This is a genomic window from Gammaproteobacteria bacterium (assembly GCA_033720895.1).
Taxonomy (GTDB): Bacteria; Pseudomonadota; Gammaproteobacteria; order Natronospirales; family JAJUFS01; genus JAWWBS01.
The window spans coordinates 1-16,157 of sequence record JAWWBS010000054.1 but is presented as its reverse complement, the minus strand read 5'-3'; the positions used below and the strand labels follow the sequence as shown (position 1 = coordinate 16,157).

The 16,157-nt window shown below is 61.6% G+C and carries 17 protein-coding genes; 7 read left to right on the top strand and 10 right to left on the bottom strand.

Annotated elements, in window-relative coordinates:
• On the bottom strand, nt 1-1,223 hold a 1,223-nt coding region (locus R3217_08385; protein MDX1455456.1), incomplete at its 3' end, for an efflux RND transporter permease subunit.
• A gap of 3 nt (nt 1,224-1,226) precedes the next feature.
• Nucleotides 1,227-2,321, bottom strand: coding sequence for an efflux RND transporter periplasmic adaptor subunit (locus tag R3217_08380; protein MDX1455455.1), 1,095 nt, complete (start codon nt 2,319-2,321; stop codon nt 1,227-1,229).
• 241 nt (nt 2,322-2,562) lie between these two features.
• Here R3217_08380 and R3217_08375 point away from each other — a divergent pair, with 241 nt between their 5' ends.
• Complete coding sequence (locus R3217_08375; GenBank protein ID MDX1455454.1) at nt 2,563-3,135, top strand: hypothetical protein; 573 nt, start codon at nt 2,563-2,565, stop codon at nt 3,133-3,135.
• Nucleotides 3,136-3,203: 68 nt separating this feature from the next.
• Here the strand turns inward: R3217_08375 and R3217_08370 are convergent, their stop codons facing one another.
• Entirely contained in the window at nt 3,204-4,460 is a 1,257-nt protein-coding gene (locus tag R3217_08370) for an HD-GYP domain-containing protein (GenBank protein ID MDX1455453.1), read from the bottom strand.
• Nucleotides 4,461-4,801: 341 nt separating this feature from the next.
• Here R3217_08370 and cysK point away from each other — a divergent pair, with 341 nt between their 5' ends.
• The 3 genes from cysK to R3217_08355 all read left to right on the top strand — a co-directional run bounded on the left by cysK (nt 4,802) and on the right by R3217_08355 (nt 7,444).
• Complete coding sequence (gene cysK, locus R3217_08365; GenBank protein ID MDX1455452.1) at nt 4,802-6,289, top strand: cysteine synthase A; 1,488 nt, start codon at nt 4,802-4,804, stop codon at nt 6,287-6,289.
• A 121-nt stretch (nt 6,290-6,410) separates the two neighbouring features.
• Nucleotides 6,411-6,902: a sigma-70 family RNA polymerase sigma factor gene (locus R3217_08360; protein MDX1455451.1), complete on the top strand. Its 492-nt coding sequence runs from the start codon at nt 6,411-6,413 to the stop codon at nt 6,900-6,902.
• Entirely contained in the window at nt 6,899-7,444 is a 546-nt protein-coding gene (locus tag R3217_08355; protein MDX1455450.1) for a hypothetical protein, read from the top strand. Before R3217_08360 ends, R3217_08355 begins: the two co-directional genes overlap by 4 nt.
• Nucleotides 7,445-7,508: 64 nt before the next feature.
• On the opposite strand, the gene R3217_08350 is transcribed toward R3217_08355, so the two are convergent.
• The gene (locus R3217_08350) at nt 7,509-8,036 is read right to left on the bottom strand and encodes a hypothetical protein (protein ID MDX1455449.1); all 528 of its coding nucleotides are present in this window, start codon (nt 8,034-8,036) and stop codon (nt 7,509-7,511) included.
• 79 nt (nt 8,037-8,115) lie between these two features.
• Here R3217_08350 and R3217_08345 point away from each other — a divergent pair, with 79 nt between their 5' ends.
• Both R3217_08345 and R3217_08340 read left to right on the top strand, forming a co-directional pair.
• On the top strand, nt 8,116-8,589 hold the full coding sequence (locus R3217_08345; GenBank protein ID MDX1455448.1) for a cupin domain-containing protein: 474 nt from the start codon (nt 8,116-8,118) through the stop codon (nt 8,587-8,589).
• Complete coding sequence (locus tag R3217_08340; protein ID MDX1455447.1) at nt 8,590-9,069, top strand: GFA family protein; 480 nt, start codon at nt 8,590-8,592, stop codon at nt 9,067-9,069.
• A gap of 5 nt (nt 9,070-9,074) precedes the next feature.
• On the opposite strand, the gene R3217_08335 is transcribed toward R3217_08340, so the two are convergent.
• The 6 genes from R3217_08335 to R3217_08310 form a co-directional block, all read right to left on the bottom strand.
• Nucleotides 9,075-11,033, bottom strand: coding sequence for a prolyl oligopeptidase family serine peptidase (locus tag R3217_08335; GenBank protein MDX1455446.1), 1,959 nt, complete (start codon nt 11,031-11,033; stop codon nt 9,075-9,077).
• Between the two features lie 56 nt (nt 11,034-11,089).
• Complete coding sequence (locus R3217_08330; GenBank protein ID MDX1455445.1) at nt 11,090-12,910, bottom strand: hypothetical protein; 1,821 nt, start codon at nt 12,908-12,910, stop codon at nt 11,090-11,092.
• Nucleotides 12,907-13,896, bottom strand: a complete 990-nt coding sequence (locus R3217_08325; protein MDX1455444.1) for an ABC transporter ATP-binding protein — start codon at nt 13,894-13,896, stop codon at nt 12,907-12,909. Before R3217_08325 ends, R3217_08330 begins: the two co-directional genes overlap by 4 nt.
• A 17-nt stretch (nt 13,897-13,913) precedes the next feature.
• Nucleotides 13,914-14,324 (bottom strand): GntR family transcriptional regulator, encoded by a 411-nt coding sequence (locus tag R3217_08320; GenBank protein MDX1455443.1) that lies wholly within the window; start codon nt 14,322-14,324, stop codon nt 13,914-13,916.
• Between the two features lie 143 nt (nt 14,325-14,467).
• Nucleotides 14,468-14,824 (bottom strand): DUF1304 domain-containing protein, encoded by a 357-nt coding sequence (locus R3217_08315; GenBank protein MDX1455442.1) that lies wholly within the window; start codon nt 14,822-14,824, stop codon nt 14,468-14,470.
• Between the two features lie 88 nt (nt 14,825-14,912).
• Entirely contained in the window at nt 14,913-15,308 is a 396-nt protein-coding gene (locus tag R3217_08310) for a DoxX family protein (protein ID MDX1455441.1), read from the bottom strand.
• 154 nt (nt 15,309-15,462) lie between these two features.
• Between R3217_08310 and R3217_08305 the strand changes: the two genes are divergently transcribed.
• On the top strand, nt 15,463-15,951 hold the full coding sequence (locus R3217_08305; protein ID MDX1455440.1) for a DUF2165 domain-containing protein: 489 nt from the start codon (nt 15,463-15,465) through the stop codon (nt 15,949-15,951).
• Nucleotides 15,952-16,157: the final 206 nt, after the last annotated feature.

Here is a 16,157-nt window from a genome sequence, read left to right as displayed (position 1 = left end):
TCCAGCACCACGATGGCGTCATCGACCACCAGGCCGATGGCAAGCACCAGCCCGAGCAGCATCAGCACGTTGACCGAGAATCCCAGCGGCTCCACCACCAGGAAGGAAGAAAGCAGGGCGATGGGTACCACCACGGCCGGAATCAGGGTGGCCCGCAGGGTGCCGAGGAAGGCGTAGATCACGACCAGTACCAGCAGCATCGCGAAACCCAGCGCGTTGAACACCTCGGTGATGGACTCGTTGATGAATTCGGCGCGATCGAAGTTCACGGAAATTTCCATGCCTTCCGGCAGCGTTGGTGCGATGTCTTCCATGGCTTCGCGAATGCCCTGCGATACGGTTACCGTATTGGCTTTCGATTGCTGTGAAATGCCGAGTGATACGGCAGCCTGGGCATTGGCCCTGGCCAGGTTCCGCTCGCTGGCAGCGCCCAGTTCCACCCTGGCCAGGTCACCAAGTCGCACCGGCTGGCCATCGGGTCCACGGCCGATCACCAGCGTCCTGAAATCTTCCACGGTATTGAGCCCGGTGGCCGTTCGCAGCGTGAACTCCCGCTGGGTCGATTCCAGCCTGCCTGCAGGCAGTTCGACGTTCTCGGCCCGCAATGCAGCTTCGACATCCTGCACTGTCATCGCGCGGGCGGCGAGAGCCTGCCGGTCCAGCCAGATGCGCATGGCATAGCGACGCTCGCCGCTGACCCGCACGCGGGCAACGCCCGGCACGGTCGAAAGCCGATCGGTGATGACACGCTCGGCATAGTCGGTCAGTTGCAGGGTGTTGAGACGATCGGATGTGAGGTTGAGCCACATGACCGAGCGCACGTCGGAATCCGCCTTCTGCACCTCGGGAGGATCCGAACCCTCCGGCAGGTTGTCGGCCATCCGTGAAACGCGATCGCGCACGTCGTTGGCAGCGGCATCGATGTCGCGATCCAGGTTGAATTCGATGGTGATGTCGGCCCGCTCGTCGCGGCTGGTCGAGGTCATGCGCTCGATACCGGCGATGCCTGCGACCCGATCCTCGATCAACTGGGTGATCTTCTTTTCCACCACCTCGGCCGAGGCGCCGCGGTAGTTCGCATCGACCGACACGACGGGCGGATCGATGTCGGGATATTCGCGTACAGGCAGTTGCTGGAACGCCAGGATGCCCAGCAGGCTCAACATCAAGCTGATGACAATCGCGAAGACCGGTCGTTTGACCGAGAGATCGGAGATGATCATGACTTACTCCTGTTCGCCGCGAGTCTGTCGCCGCTCGATGACCGAACCGTCGCGCAGCGACTGCGTCCCCTCGGTAACGAACTCTTCACCGGCTTCCAGGCCAGCCACGATCTCGACGCTGCCGGGCTGACGCGTACCAAGGGTGACTTCGCGTCGCATCACGGTGTCGCCGTCAACGATGTAGACATACTTGGAGCGATCCTCGGGAACGATGGCCTGTTCCGGCACGACGATGGACTCCCTGGGATTCTTCTCAAGGACGACAGTCATGAACATGCCTGGCCGCAGCCGGGCATCGACGTTCGGTACCTTGGCGCGCACGGTCACCGTGCGCGTGACGGGGTCGACACGCGAGCCCACGGCCACCACGGTGCCGGTGAATACCTCGTCGGGGTAGGCCGTGGTGCGGGCCGAGATCGGCAAACCGTTTTCCAGGGCGGCCAGGTAGGATTCCGGTACGGCGAAATCCAGCTGCATGGCAGAAATGTCGTCCAGCGTGGTGATGATGTCGCCCGGCGACACCAGGCTGCCAACGCTGACCTGCCTGAGACCGACCTTGCCGGCAAAGGGTGCTCGCAAGGTGTGATCGCGCAGGGCGGCCTGGCTGGCCTCGACACGCGCCCTGGCAGCTTCCACCTGGGCGCGCTGCTGGTCCACCTGGGAGACAGAAACGGCGCGCGACTGGATGAGTTCCTCGCTGCGCTTCAATTGCGTCTGCAGGTCGACGAGATCCGCCTGGGCGGCGGCAAGGTTGGCGCGCGCCTCGGAAGATTCCAGTTCTACCAGTACCTGCCCGGCGTCCACACGGGACGATTCTTCGAAGCCGATGCGTGTGACGACATTCGACACGCGCGCGGTGATGTCGATCGATTCACGTGCATTGGTCGTACCCACTGCTTCGATACGGTCGCTGATTTCACTGCGGCTGGCAGTCTCGGTAATCACAGGGATGGTGCGACTGCGGTAATCCCGGTCGGTCGCAGCCTGGTCGCAGCCTCCCACGCCTGCCAGCAGCACGAGCACCAGTCCAAGGCGGGTCATCGGCGAGCGCAGGTATCGATGGCTTGGCGGTGTACGCAGGTTTGTGGCCACATGCATGTCGTGAACTCCAGGCATCAAACGGGACCCCCGCCATGCCTGGCGGGTGAGTGATCATTCAGGGGAACACTGCCAGCGGCCGGGGTTATCGAGGATCGGCGGCGGCGCGTGTACAACTCTCGTCCAATAATAGTCCAATTACGAACAAAATTTCGAGTCCTGCCGGAAAACCGCGTGGCACGGCGCTTTCGCGGTTGCTAAAGTGTCGCCGGAATCCACGAAATGCGGGAAGGAGATTGCCGTGAAGTTGAAGATCCTGGTGCTGTTGTCCATCGCGCTGGTGCTGCCGGTGCATGCCGGGGAAGAGCGTTCCGGGCTCCTGTACGCGCTGGTCGACGTGCAGGACGGTGCAGCCAGCATTACCGAAGTTCACACCACTCTGCCGGACAGCATCGTCGAGAAGCTCGCGCCGGTCGTCCACAAGCGCGCTCTTGACGAAGCCGCGCTGAAGCAGACGGATGAAGCCACCGTTGCGGTCGGTATCGACTGGCGTGTCGTCACCCAGGACGGCAAGGAACAGATGGCTTTCGATTTCAGCAACTCGGAGAGCCTGCGGCTGGAATACGTCCAGCCTGAAACGCCACCTTCTGTCTACGGTGCGGCGACCACCGTGATTGCGGACATCACCGTCGGCATTTCCGCAACCGGTGAACTCGACCTGCTGGCCTGCAATGTCAACGAAGCACGATTCGGAGACGCCTGTACCAAGGTCCTGCTGGCGATGAAGCGCTGGGTATTCACGCCGAAGTTCGTCAACGGTGTCGGCAAGCCCAGCCGGGCGCGAATGAACATTCGATTCGATTTCTCGCGCTAGGCAGGAACCCCGGAAAGCAGAAAGGCCGGCGATCGCCGGCCTTTTTTATTGACTGGAGGACGCGCCGCTCAGCGGAAGGCGCGCATTTCATCAATGGCAATTGCCGCAATGTTGATGCGGTAGTCGAGCGGGTTGACCGTATCGACAATGGCCCACTTGTCTTCGCGCTTCTCCCGCATGCGATTCACGGCTGCGAGGTTGACCAGCTGGCGGGGCGCGAGGTTGCGACCATTGCTGTCCTTGAGGATCAGCACCAGCGGGGTCAGGCGGGAAGAAGGCAGGGTGGAGGCCACCATGCCAATGGCACCGGTATTCAACTTGACCACGCTGCCGACCGGGTAGATGCCGATGCAGCGAATGAATTCCTGGACCAGCGATTCACCGAAGCTGTCGGCGGCGTCTTTCCGCAGCTCGCTCATCGCGGCCGTCGGCTGCATGGCCGCGCGATAGCTTCGATCACTGGCCATGGCGTCATAGGCATCGGCAATGCCGACAATCCGTACATGCTCCGGAATCTCGTCGCCACGCAGGCCGTCAGGGTAGCCCGATCCATCGAGGCGCTCATGGTGCGAGCGAATGATTTCCCGCGCGACCTTGTCCAGCTCGTCCAGGTTCCTGAGACTGAACAGCCCGTCGACAGGATGGCGACGAACCACCTTGAACTCGGCTTCACCCAGGCGGGCACGAGAACTGATGATGTCGTTGGCGGGGCCAGTCAGGCCGATATCGTGCAGCATGGCGCCGAGCCCGATGCTGCGGATCATGTTTTCCGGCAGCCGCCGGTAGCGGGCGAAGGTCATCGACAGGATGGCGACATTGATGCAGTGCGACGCCGTCAGTTCGTCCTGTTCGCGCATCTTGGTCAGCCACATCGCGGCATTGGGATGCTCGCGAATGATGCGATCGAGATCCTCGACCACATCACGAACCGCGGCGCAATCGACGCGCTTGCCAAGGCGACGACGGTCGATGAGTTCGATCAGCCGAAGCTGGGCGCGACGATGCACGCCAATGACTTCACGAAAGCTCCGGGCGAACCGCCGCGGATCATTGGCGTCGACATCGCGAATGGCCGCCGGCCCTTGCGAGTCGTGTTCAGTATCGTCCACCTCCGCCGCAGGTGCAGCGTGGAAGGATCTGGGGATATAGGTCGATTGCTCGGCATCGACAATGACAAAGCTGCACAGGCTGCGCAGTGTCGCCAGGTCATCTTCGGAGTCGAGCAAGAAGCCCTGGAACAGGAACGGACTTTCCAGCCACGGCCGATCGAGCTCGGCAACAAACATGCCAAGCTCGAGATCTGCTATGTCGATGCGCCGCTTCATGTGTCGTTCCGCTTGCCTCGATGGCCCTCTGCTGCCATGCAACAGAAGGAGATTTCCGAGTGAATTATGTTACGTCGTCCGCCGCTATAAACTGCGACACGGGTCACGCATGTTCAATCAGGAGTACCCCGGGTGCAAGCAAAGCCTATAGTTACGGGGGTGGGGTGGTGTTTTTTTGGCCAAATCGTGACGGGGGTCACGTTGATGGCGGTATCGCCAGGTGGCCAATTCAAGCAACGGTGAGCCAATTGGCCCAATTTGCGCGCCATGTCAGGTGTTCAAGAGTGCCTGCGGCCCGCGTTTGCCGGTCCAGGACCGTATAGCAAGTGAGGGGGGGCAACATGGCCATCTATGAGAATATCCTGGGGACCGTCGGCAATACGCCGGTCATCAAGCTGAACCAACTGGCGCCGCCGGGCGTGAATGTTTACGTCAAGGCAGAGGCCTTCAATCCCATGTCCTCGGTGAAGGATCGCCTCGCACTGGGCGTGATCGAAGCCGCAGAGAAGAGTGGTGAGCTGAAGCCGGGCCAGACGGTGATCGAGGCCACTTCCGGCAATACCGGCATCGGCCTGGCGATGGTCTGCGCCGCCAAGGGGTATCCGCTGGTCATGGTCATGGCCGAGAATTTCAGCCTGGAGCGCCGCAAGCTGCTGCGTTTCCTCGGCGCCAAGGTGGTGCTGACGCCGGCCTCGGAAAAAGGCAGCGGCATGCTGAAGAAAGCCGAGGAGCTGGCCGAGATGAACGGCTGGTTCCTGACCCGCCAGTTCACCAACGAGGCCAACGCCGACATGCATTCGCGCACGACGGCTGTGGAAATCCTGGAAGACTTTGCCGACATCGGTCTCGACTGGTTCGTGACCGGCTTCGGCACCGGCGGCACGCTGAAGGGCATCTCCCGCGTGCTGAAGGAAAAGAGCCCGCGGACGAAGATCGCTGCCTGCGAGCCGGACAATTCCCAGACCTACGGCAGTGACATCGCGCAGAAGTACAAGGCCGATGGCAGCCACGATGGCTCGCATCCGAATTTCCGGCCACACCAGATCCAGGGTTGGGCGCCGGATTTCATTCCGAAGCTGGCTGAAGATGCGCGCAGCCTGGTCGACCGCATCGTGCCGGTGGATGGCGGCGAGTCCCTGCGCCGCTCACGCAACCTGGCGCGCAAGGAAGGCATTTTCTGCGGTATTTCGTCCGGCGCCACGCTGGCAGCCGCACTGGAAATCGCCAATGAATCGCCGGCCGGCACGAACATTCTCTGCATGCTGCCGGACACGGGCGAGCGGTATCTCTCGACCGTGTTGTTCGAAGGTATCGAAGAGGAAATGAACGAAGCCGAGCTGGAGATCTCGCGGTCCACGCCGAGTGCGCGTTTCGATGCACCGTCGTCCTCGCCGCCGACCCTGGCCAACATCACGCCGGACCAGCTGGATCCGGAAGCCGTCAAGCTGGTGGACGAATACCTGAACGAAAAGTCGCAGCCCATCGTGATGTTCTCGCACGAATGGTGCGAGTTCTCCTGGACGGTTCGGCGCGCCTTTGCCGCCTACGGCATTCCGTATCGAAGCATCGATCTCGATTCGGTCGCCTACCAGAAGGATGACCTGGGCCGGAAGATTCGCATGGTCATGCAGTCACGGACCAGGATGCCGACCATTCCGCAGATCTTTGTCGAGGGCGAGTTCATCGGCGGCTGCACCGAGACGCTGGACGCCATGAAGGCTGGCACCGTCCAGGCGGCCCTGAAGCGCAACGACATCGAGTTCGATGAAAGCGTGAACAAGGATCCGTACAGCTTCCTGCCGCACTGGCTGCACCCGCGCGCCAGCTGAGTCGCTGTCGCATAATGCCCGCAGGCCGCTTTGAACGGGTCTGCGGGTTTTTTCGTTTCCGCTTGTAAGGAATGCCAGGGCCGTGCGTCCAACGCAGTGACCCGAACAGGAGAAACAGGCAATGGCAGGAATCAGCGAAGCAGCATTCAAGGCCTGGGTGGCAGATCACCAGGGCCTGTTGTTGCATGTCGTGCGCGGCTTTGCCAATGAGAACGACCAGCCCGACCTGATGCAGGACGTGCTGGTCGCGATCTGGCGAGCCATGCCCAGGCATCGCGGCGAGTCCTCGCTGGACACTTTTCTCTACCGGGTTGCGCAGAACACGGCCATTTCCTGGCAACGCCGCGCGCGTGCGGTCCCGCAAACCGAAAGCCTGGATCCCGAACGCGAAGCGGCCGCACCGCCCTCGGAAAAACCCGAGCGAACCGCGGCACTGTATGCCGCGATCCGCCAGCTGCCGGAAATCGACCGTGCCCTGCTCCTGATGTACCTCGACGAGCATTCCTATCGCGACATGGCCGAATCGCTCGGCCTCAGCGAAACGAATGTCGGCGCCAGGCTTTCGCGCCTGCGCACGCGTCTTTCTCTCATGAACCAGGAGAAACAGGAATGATGAACGACATCCCGATGGAGTTGACCGACAAGGTGATTCGCCAGGAGCGTCGCCGCCAGCTGGCGCACCAGGTGCTGTTGACCTTTTTCCTCTTCATGGCCGGCGCCAGTGTGCTGTTCGGCATTGATGTGCTGATCTCCGGCAAGGTCTCGGTCATCAATGCGCTTGCCGGCTTCGGCAGCAGCGCCATTGCGCTCTTCGCCTTGCTGGGAATGTGGAAAACGCAACGGCGCGAGCGCATGGCGATGGAGGCCTTGTCGCTGGACAGTCACGCGGCGATCGAGCTGTCCATCGAAACGGCCGCGGATCATGGCCGCGCGCTGGCGAAAGCTCGGGGCTTCCTGCCGTTGCTGGCGGTGATTTTTGCCATGGCGATTGGCGGTTTGCTGCTCGATGCGAAGGTGTCAGTGACGCAGGCGAGCATCATGGCGATCGTGTTGCTCGCGCTGCACATCAATGTCTGGGTGGTGCTGGGCATGAAACTCGACGCCTGCCGACAACGGCATGCCGCACTCGAAGACCTCGCTGAGCAGTTCGATTGAGCTGGTAAATGAAAAGCCCCGCCTGGTCACGCGCCGGGCGGGGCTTTGCTTTGGTGGATTGTTCTCAGCCGAACAGCAGCCGGTCCGCGAATACGATAGCCGTCACGCCGATGCTGGACGTGAAGTAGGCTCCGAGGTTCGGTTTCCAGCCGATACCACGCCGCCGAGCCGCATCGATGGTCAGTGCCAGCAGCCCAAGCACGACTATGGCGGGCAAGGTCCAGGTGCCAAGTCCTGCGGCAATGCTCAGGCGCGCTTCGTCATTGGGGTTGCTGGCGCTGATCAGCATGGCGACCAATCGCATGAATACGGCGTAGTAAAGTGCGGCATACCAGAAGACATGCTTGTCCCTGCGCAGTTGCCACCAGGCGAACACGCCGACCAGGATGGTGAACAGGGGGCCTGCGGCGGTGACGATGTGCTGGGCCATTTCCGGTGGCTCGTCGATGGCGAATTTGACCGTGTTCAGCGTCATGATCATGTCGTAACCCTGCAAGGTCCCGGCCAGCCAGTGCGCGAGCTCGTGAAAGATGAACTGGAACGGAATGCTGGCCAGCAGGACCAGTTGGAAACGCCAGTTGATGTCGCGCATGAAATACCCTCCCCGAAAGACGTTAAACTAGCAGGGCAAAACGACTTGCGGAAGCAAACAGGCGAATCGAGGGCAGTAGATGAAAACTGAATTGATCACCAGCGTGCACGACGCGCTGCAAGGTGGCGGTGGGAATGGCGAACGTTACGAATACTCCGCGCGGCGACTCGGGCAGTTGCTGGGCCTGAAGAAAATCGGCTGCAACGTCTTCGAAGTGCCACCCGGCAAGCGCGCCTTTCCGTATCACGCCCATGCCGAGATCGAAGAGCTCTTTCTCGTCCTCGAAGGCGAGGGAACGCTGCGCCATGACGGCGCGGAACATGCGATCAAGGCCGGCGACATGATCGCCGCCCCGGTCGGCAGCGCGCACCAGATCATCAACACCTCCGATGCACCGATTCGCTACCTGGCCTTTTCCAGTGGCGAAAAGACCGATGTCGTGACTTATCCGGACTCCGGCAAGGTACTGGCATACACCGAAGGTTTCGGCGAACCGATGTTCCACATCACGCGCCAGGATGATGCGGTCGGTTACTACGAGGGCGAGGAGTAGGTGATGAGCGAAGAAGCCTTCGACGGTCGTTGCACCTGCGGCGAGATTCAATACCGTATGACCGACATGCCTCTGGTGGTGAATTGTTGCAGCTGCAGCTGGTGCCAGCGCGAGACGGGATCCGCCTTTGTCATCAACGCCATGATCGAGTCCGATCGAGTGGAATTGCTGAGCGGCAAGCCGGAGCTCGTCGATACACCGTCGGCCAGTGGCAAGGGGCAGAGAATCGCGCGCTGCCCCACCTGCAAGGTGGCGGTCTGGGGCCATTACGCCGGCGGTGGCGACAAGCTGGCCTTCGTTCGTGTCGGCACACTGGAGGATCCGGCGCGATTCCCGCCGGACGTGTACGTCTTTGCATCCACCAAGCTGCCCTGGGTCAGCTTCCCGGAAGGCGCCAGGGTGTACGACGAGTACTACAAGCGTGACGACGTCTGGTCGGAGAAATCCGTGGCAAGGATCAAGGCATTGTTCGCTAAGTGACCAGTCTAGAAATGACCAGCCTGGTTCGAGTGCTTGAGGTTCCGGCCCAGGAACTGCTGCAACTGCTTTGACGGTGGCGTGGCTCCGCCGCCGAAGTGCCTGTCGGCCGCCATTTCGATCAGCCAGGCATAGGCTTCAGAGTTCAGCTTTCCCCGCGGGCTGTGACCGGATTCTGGATCGATCAGCAACAGCGGTTTGTATTCCCTGTTCGCTTCAACCACGTAACGCACCAGGCTCTCTACCGCGACGCGGTCATCCTGCGCGCCTGCCCAGAGGTAGGTGGGCGTTTTCAAATTGGCCGCGTGGCTGATTGGCGCGTCGCGATGCATGCGCGCATGCCAGGCCGGCTCGCCATAAGGAACGTTGTAGCGCGGGAAGAGAACCTCGATCGGCGGGCCGTCGATTGGCAAGGCACTGCCACCTTCGATGGCAATGTCCTTCATGGTCCAGGCCATGTCGACCGGTGCCGCGCCCGGCACGGCAAAGGCGAAGCGCTCCGGATGATGCGTGATCGCCAGCAGGCTCGCGTAGCCACCGAAGGAATGCCCGATCACGGCCTGCCTGTCCGGATTGCCGATACCATTCGCGATCAAGTGATCCATGCCGGTGAGAATGTCATCGAGCACGCCGCTCTTGCCGAAGTTTCCCTCGGTTGCCTTCACGTAGTTCACGCCGTACCCGGTGGATGCGCGGAAGTTCGGTTTGAAGACGATGTAGCCGCGATTGGCGAGCAGGTAGGCGCCTGCATCCGAACTACCCGATGAGCGGCCGTAGGGTCCGCCATGTATCTGCGCGATCAAGGGCGCGCTGGCAAGGTCGATGCCCTTCGGAAGGAAGATGTAACCATGCAGCGCCATGCCATCCTTGCCGCGCCAGTGCACGGGCACGATGTCGGCGAGGTCCGCTGGCGGAATCTTGCCCATGCGCTCCTCTTTGAATAGCGGTGTCAGTTCCTGCTTGTCCGTATCGAACAGAAAGTAGCGATCGAACTGCCAGCCGCCGCGACCGGCACGCACCAGCCAGCGGCTGCCGTTGTTCGCGGGCATGATGTCCAGGTTCGTACCAGGCAAGGAATCCTGCAGTGACCCGATCAGTTTCTGCTGTTCCTCGGTGCGACCGTGCCATTCGATGCGGTCTGGCTCGTAGGCCATCGCGAGCCATTCCTTGCCACCGGCCTCGAAGATGATCGAGCGGGCATCCGCAATGCCGCGCGGATCACGATGCAGGATCTCCCAGCCGGGCTTCGATGTTCTGTAGCGTTGCAGGGTCTTCAGGTCACCGCCGTGGTGCGCCAGCATCCAGAGCGTTTCATCATCTTCATCGCGATGAAAGGCAACCGGAATGCAGCGTTCCGGCAAGGGGCAGCGCATCAGCTCGGTACGTTCCGTGCCATCTATACGCCAGGTCACGGTATCGAAGTCATCGCCGTCGTAGCCAGTCGCATAGCGAACCCTGCCATGGCGATCCAGCAGCGCATCGAGCAGAACTTTCCCGGTTTCGACGCTTGCCGTCACCTTTCCGCGGGTATCGATGCTGAGATAGCGATAACGCCAGGTACCATCGATCGCCACCTTTTCCGAGAGCAAGGCATGACCGGGGGCATGACTGTCGACCAGCTTGAATCGCTGGCGTCGCGATTCGTCAAAGCGAAAGATGCGTTGTCCATTTTCTTCCATTACGTCATGGATACCGATCCCGTCCGCTTGCACGAGCCAGAGATGACGGCTGTCGCCGGACCAGTGCACGCTGACATCGCGGGCGTCCTTCATCACGCGATGAGTGGCGCCGCTGTCGATGTGACGAATGAACAAGGAAATCTCCTGGTCGCTATCGCGCTTGAAGCTCAGGAAGGCCCCACCCGGTGACAAGGCCGGTTCGCGGACCTCGGGGCTTTGCAGGAAATCATCCCGCGCATGCATCGCGGCGCGCTCGGCTGCTTCTGCAGTTGCTTTCGCCGCTTGCAAGTCGACGTCCGCAGCATTCGCTACAAATGGCAGCAACAATAAACACAGGACAAGCCTCATGCTTCGAGCTCGCGCGGTTCCAGCAGCACCAGGCTCAGGAAGGCTGGCGGCCCGAGCAGCAGGCAGCTGGCCAGCCAGACTCGACGCCGCGATGCGTTCATGGTCGTGCCACGCGTCCACCACCAGGCCGCAGCCAGCGCCAGCAACATCGACAGCAAGGCAGCAACGACCAGCGTGCGGGACTTCGGCAGCGGCGTGACCAGCATGGGCCAGGTCAGGCCCTTGTCCAGTATGGCCTCGGGCAACGTCGTCACCGTCTCCAGCAGCGGCGATACCCACCAGTAGGTCCGTTGTATGACGGGGAAGTCGGCATTGATGTCGCGTTCGGCAACCATGCTGGCCTGGCCATCATTGTCGACCAGCATGACATATTGCCAGGGGTCATTGATGACACTGAACTGGTTGAAGCCGATCTGCCGCATGCCATTGCCGTAAACGAAAGACACCAGCCAGCCGTCCATCAGCTCCGCCAGCGTGACGTACTCGAGGTACTGCGGCCCGTCCGGCAGCGCGATTTCCCAGTCCGGCAACAAGGGCGGAATGTTTGCTGCTGCGCGCAGGTCCTCGCGCAACACGATCACTCGCTGGTTGGTCAGCAGGATGATGCGATTGAACTCGCGTTGCGGCAAACCGGTGAAGGATTCTCCCTGCCGCAACTCGTAGCGCAGCACCAGTGTTTCGGTGTCGCTGTCGATGCCATGCAGCGCGTGCGGTGTCAGCAGGTCGCCATGCTCGGCAACCACCGGCACGTGCTCGAAGGGCGTCGTGTCACCGGCACCTCCTCTGCCGAAAACGCCCTTGCTCGCGCCACTCTCCGGATTGCGACCGAGGAACAGCATGCGGTCGTGGCTGAAGCGCCAGTAGGTGTTGCGTTCCTTGTCGTACCAGTTGCTCGGCAGGTTCAGGCTGCTGAACTGGTGACGCACCGGGAAGCGCTGCAACCAGGGGCCGAATTGCAGCGGCTCCAGCAACGGCAGTTGCTCGCGCCAGTTTTCGGCACGCGGGTGCTCGCTCTTCTCGAGACCCCAGGCAATCTGCTCCGAGGGTTCGGCACGCTCGGTTTCGATCAGGCCACCGCGCGGCGGGTAATCGGTATTCAGCGGATCGGTGCCCAGCAGGATGCCGCCGCTGACAAGGACAAAACGCAGCACCATGATGCATAGCAGGAACAGGCCGATCTGCAGCGGCAGCGCGGTCAGCAGCAGCGTGGCGTTGTCCCGGATCGGTGCTTCGCGATTGGCGCGGAAGCTTTTCAGCGTGATCCATCCCAGCCAGGCCAGCGCGATGCCGACCGGCAGCAGCAATGCGAATACCGACACCATGTGCAGCGCCAGCAGCAGCGGCGCGAACAGCACGGCGATGGCGATGCGCGAGCGACTGACGCAAGCATGTGCTCCCGCGAGCCAGGCCATCATCGCAAACGCAAGAAGGAGCACGGGGTAGAAATAATGCCGCAGGTCGACAATGCGACTGGTGCCGACATCCGTCGCGATGACCATCGCTAGTACCGGTGCCACGATCACCAATGCGAGAACCAGAAGCGCTGACAGGGACAGCGCGGCGAAAATGCGTGACGTCGACAGGGGTCGGTGGATCAGCCAGGCCCACTGGCTGGCCTTGCGGTAACTGCCGACCTGCATGATCGCGAGTCCCAGGCCGAGCAGGGTATAGATGAAAAGGAACACGCCATGCAGGCTGGCGACATGCAGCAGGTCTTCGAGGCGATTGAAGAACATCAGCAGCAGCAGGTTGGCCACGCCGGCCGCAATGGCAATCCAGCGGAACCTACGCAGTTCGGAGATCAGGAGGTCCTTCACGATGCGACTCCTTTTGCAGGCCCGGTCTCTTGGGGCAAGGGACGGGCGTGATTGCGGGTCAGGAAGGCATTCACGGCGCGATCGAGATCGACCGGCCCCTGCCAGGCGCGACGCGCGCCTTTCTCTTCAAGCTTCGCGCCGAAGCTCTCGTCCTGGTCCAGCACGATGAAATGGAACAAGCCGTCGATCCGCTGCATCTGCAGCACGCCGGGCAGGAACTCGGCTCCTGACGTCTGGAACGGGAACTCGGCGATCCAGAGCGTGACGCGCTCGCAGAAATCATCCGGCTCCGACATGTGCATCAACTTGCCGCGCTCCATCACGATCAGGTTGTCGGCGAGGCGCTCTATTTCTTCCATCTGGTGGGAGCAGTAGATGATGGTGCAGTCGCTGTCTTCCATCGCCGCCAGCACGGCTTCGAGGAAGGCGCGCTTGGCGACCACGTCGAGCCCCAGCGTGGGTTCGTCGAGAATCAGTAGTTCCGGCGACTGCGCCATCGCCATCGCGAGATTCACGCCGGCGCGTTCGCCGCGCGACAGCTCGCGAATTCTCTGGTCGGGCTCGACATTGAAGTGCCCGACAATGCTGCGATAAAGCGCCTCGTTCCATTGCGGATACAGGCGACGCTGCATGCCGACCACTTCATTGATGCGCAACCAGGTCGGCAGGCTGTGTTCTTCGTTGACGAAACCGATGCGGCCGCGATCATGCTCGGTCAGGGATTCGCAATCCCGATCGAGAATGCGCGCACTGCCGCTGCTGGCCGACTGGAAGCCCAGCAGGATGCGAAACAGCGAGGTCTTGCCTGCGCCGTTGGCGCCGACGATGGCGTGAATGCGACCTTGCGGAATCTTCAGGTCGAGTGCATCCAGCGCCAGCTTCTTGCCATAGCGCAGCGTAAGTTGCTCGGTCTCTATGACATAGCGCGGTGCGCTGGGCGTCGTGGCCGCCTTCGGCGGCAGGACCTTGAGTTCGGGTGTGGACATGGACATGTTCCTTTTGTTCAAGCAGAGCGCTGGCCAAGCACCGGGGAGAGTTCGCTTTCGACGCGCGCCAGCACTTCGTCCGTGGAATAACCGAGGCCGATAACTTCGGCGGCAAAGCCATCGATGGCCTGGGCAAGGCGGCGTTCGCGTTCGTTCTCGGAATAGCGCTGCCGCACTTCGGCGACAAACAGGCCGAGGCCCTGGCGCGAATCCAGCCAGCCTTCGCTGCTGAGTTCGCTGTAGGCCTTGGCGATGGTGTTCGGATTGACGGTCAGCTGCTTGGCCAGGCCGCGCACGCTGGGCAGCTGGTCGCCGGCCTCGAGTTCGCCGCTGGCGATCAGGCGCCGCACGCCGTCGGTGATCTGGCGCGTGATGGGGCGCGGATCGGCCGCGCTGAGTTGCAGCATCAAGGGGACGGTTCGGGACATGGCTGAAGCCTCGCTGTTTATGCTGTACTAGGTGTATTGGTACAGTAAGATAGCGACCGATCAGCGAGCTGTCAACGTTCGAGTTTCAGGCAGGCATGAAAAACCCCGCCGGGGCGGGGTCCAGGAAGGCAGTCGGCTCCGGCTCAGCGCAGCAGCCACAGCCCCAGTGCGATCATCGCCGGCAGGCCCTGGATGAACAGGATCTTCACCCGTGCGGTGATGGCGCCGTAAACACCGGCCGCGATCACGCAGGCCAGCGAGAAGGTCACCAGCAGCGAGCCGGCCTCGCCGAGCCAGAGACCGATGAAAATGCCGGCCGCGAGGAAGCCGTTGTAAAGCCCCTGGTTTTTCGCCAGCACTTTCGAGGCCTCGGCCTGCTCGGGCTTCTGGCCGAAGACCTTCAGGCCATGCGGCCTGGTCCAGAGAAACATCTCCAGCACCAGGATGTAGACGTGCAGGAGTCCGACGAAGCCGACCATGGCGAGTGTCAGTGCATTCATTAGGGCTTCTCCACTGGGCCTGCGAGAAGCATAGCAGCCAAAATGGAAAGCCCCGCGTGAGCGGGGCTTTTGTTGAGCAGCGCTGTTGTCAGTCGCGCTTCAGCGCATACGGTCCGCTGCCGAGCAGGAACTGCGCCACGGCCAGCACGATCAGGTACACGGGGTATTCCCAGCCACCGCCTTCGGCCGAGAACACCCAGCCGTTGCCGATGTGCACCATCGTTGCGCCGATCATGATCGGCACCATGGCGAGCGAGGCCCAGCGGGTAAACACGCCGAGCAGGATCATGAAGCCGCCGACGGTTTCCATCAGGAAGACGACGTAGGCCAGCCAGCCGGGATAGCCGATCGACTGGAAGAAGCCCACCGTGCCGTCGAGGCCATAGGTGAAGTACTTGAGGATCAGGCCGTGCGCGATCAGCATCACGCCGAAGCTGATGCGCAACAGGACAATGCCGTATTCCGCGCGTTGTTCCTTGGTCATGGGTACCTCCATTGAATGAGTAGGTAACAACAAGCGTAGAACATCTTCCGGAAATTGACAGTCCGACCGCGAATCAAAATCCACCCCCGGTCCCGGCATCTCGACTAGGCTGAACAGGTGTGTTTAATGCAACGCAACACCTTTGGGGGATTACATGCTGATTCGATACATGAAGATCGTTCTCGTCGTTTTCGTCGGCCTGCAGGGCTTTTTGTATGTCGCGGGCAACACGGCCAACTGGGATGCCGCCGTGGGTGCGGTGGGCTATGTGCTCAGTCACCAGGAGAACGCCGTCTACAGCAACCAGATCTTTCCATCGATCACTTCGCCCGCGCTGGTAACGCTAGCGCTGATCTTCATCATCACCGGTGAATTCCTGGTCGGCGCCTTGTCGTTCAAGGGCGCCTGGGATCTCTGGAAAGTGCGCAAGGCGGGTGCCCTGGAATTCAACGGCGCCAAGACCTTCGCGGTTGCCGGGCCGGCCATGGCGATGATCGTCTGGTTCGGCGGCTTCGTCGTGATCGGTGGCGCGCTGTTCCAGATGTGGCAGTCGCCGGTCGGCGCAGGGTCGTTCGAAGGCGCGTTCATCTATGGCGGGGTGTCAGCCCTGGTCCTGCTGTTCGTGAGCCAGCCCGATAGCTGATACTTCCTGCTCCCGAACAAGCCCCGCTTGAGAGAGCGGGGCTTTTTCATGCCTGTCAGACAACGGGGCTGACCCTTTCTGCCGACTGTGTCAGGCTTCGATTCCAGTCATCGAACAACCAGCACAAGGTGGAACATGGGCAGCGCGAACGGGGGCAAGACACGTATCGGCATCAACGGCTTCGGGCGCATGGGGCGCCTGGCCCT

What these genes read in the sequence shown, in the direction of transcription:
- cysK (MDX1455452.1), top strand. Translation starts at nt 4,802, where the DNA reads ATGGCCATCTATGAGAATATCCTGGGGACCGTCGGCAATACGCCGGTC.
- R3217_08315 (MDX1455442.1), bottom strand. Translation starts at nt 14,824, where the DNA reads ATGAATGCACTGACACTCGCCATGGTCGGCTTCGTCGGACTCCTGCAC.
- R3217_08360 (MDX1455451.1), top strand. Translation starts at nt 6,411, where the DNA reads ATGGCAGGAATCAGCGAAGCAGCATTCAAGGCCTGGGTGGCAGATCAC.
- R3217_08325 (MDX1455444.1), bottom strand. Translation starts at nt 13,896, where the DNA reads ATGTCCACACCCGAACTCAAGGTCCTGCCGCCGAAGGCGGCCACGACG.
- R3217_08355 (MDX1455450.1), top strand. Translation starts at nt 6,899, where the DNA reads ATGATGAACGACATCCCGATGGAGTTGACCGACAAGGTGATTCGCCAG.
- R3217_08310 (MDX1455441.1), bottom strand. Translation starts at nt 15,308, where the DNA reads ATGACCAAGGAACAACGCGCGGAATACGGCATTGTCCTGTTGCGCATC.
- R3217_08305 (MDX1455440.1), top strand. Translation starts at nt 15,463, where the DNA reads ATGCTGATTCGATACATGAAGATCGTTCTCGTCGTTTTCGTCGGCCTG.
- R3217_08380 (MDX1455455.1), bottom strand. Translation starts at nt 2,321, where the DNA reads ATGCATGTGGCCACAAACCTGCGTACACCGCCAAGCCATCGATACCTG.
- R3217_08350 (MDX1455449.1), bottom strand. Translation starts at nt 8,036, where the DNA reads ATGCGCGACATCAACTGGCGTTTCCAACTGGTCCTGCTGGCCAGCATT.
- R3217_08345 (MDX1455448.1), top strand. Translation starts at nt 8,116, where the DNA reads ATGAAAACTGAATTGATCACCAGCGTGCACGACGCGCTGCAAGGTGGC.
- R3217_08370 (MDX1455453.1), bottom strand. Translation starts at nt 4,460, where the DNA reads ATGAAGCGGCGCATCGACATAGCAGATCTCGAGCTTGGCATGTTTGTT.
- R3217_08320 (MDX1455443.1), bottom strand. Translation starts at nt 14,324, where the DNA reads ATGTCCCGAACCGTCCCCTTGATGCTGCAACTCAGCGCGGCCGATCCG.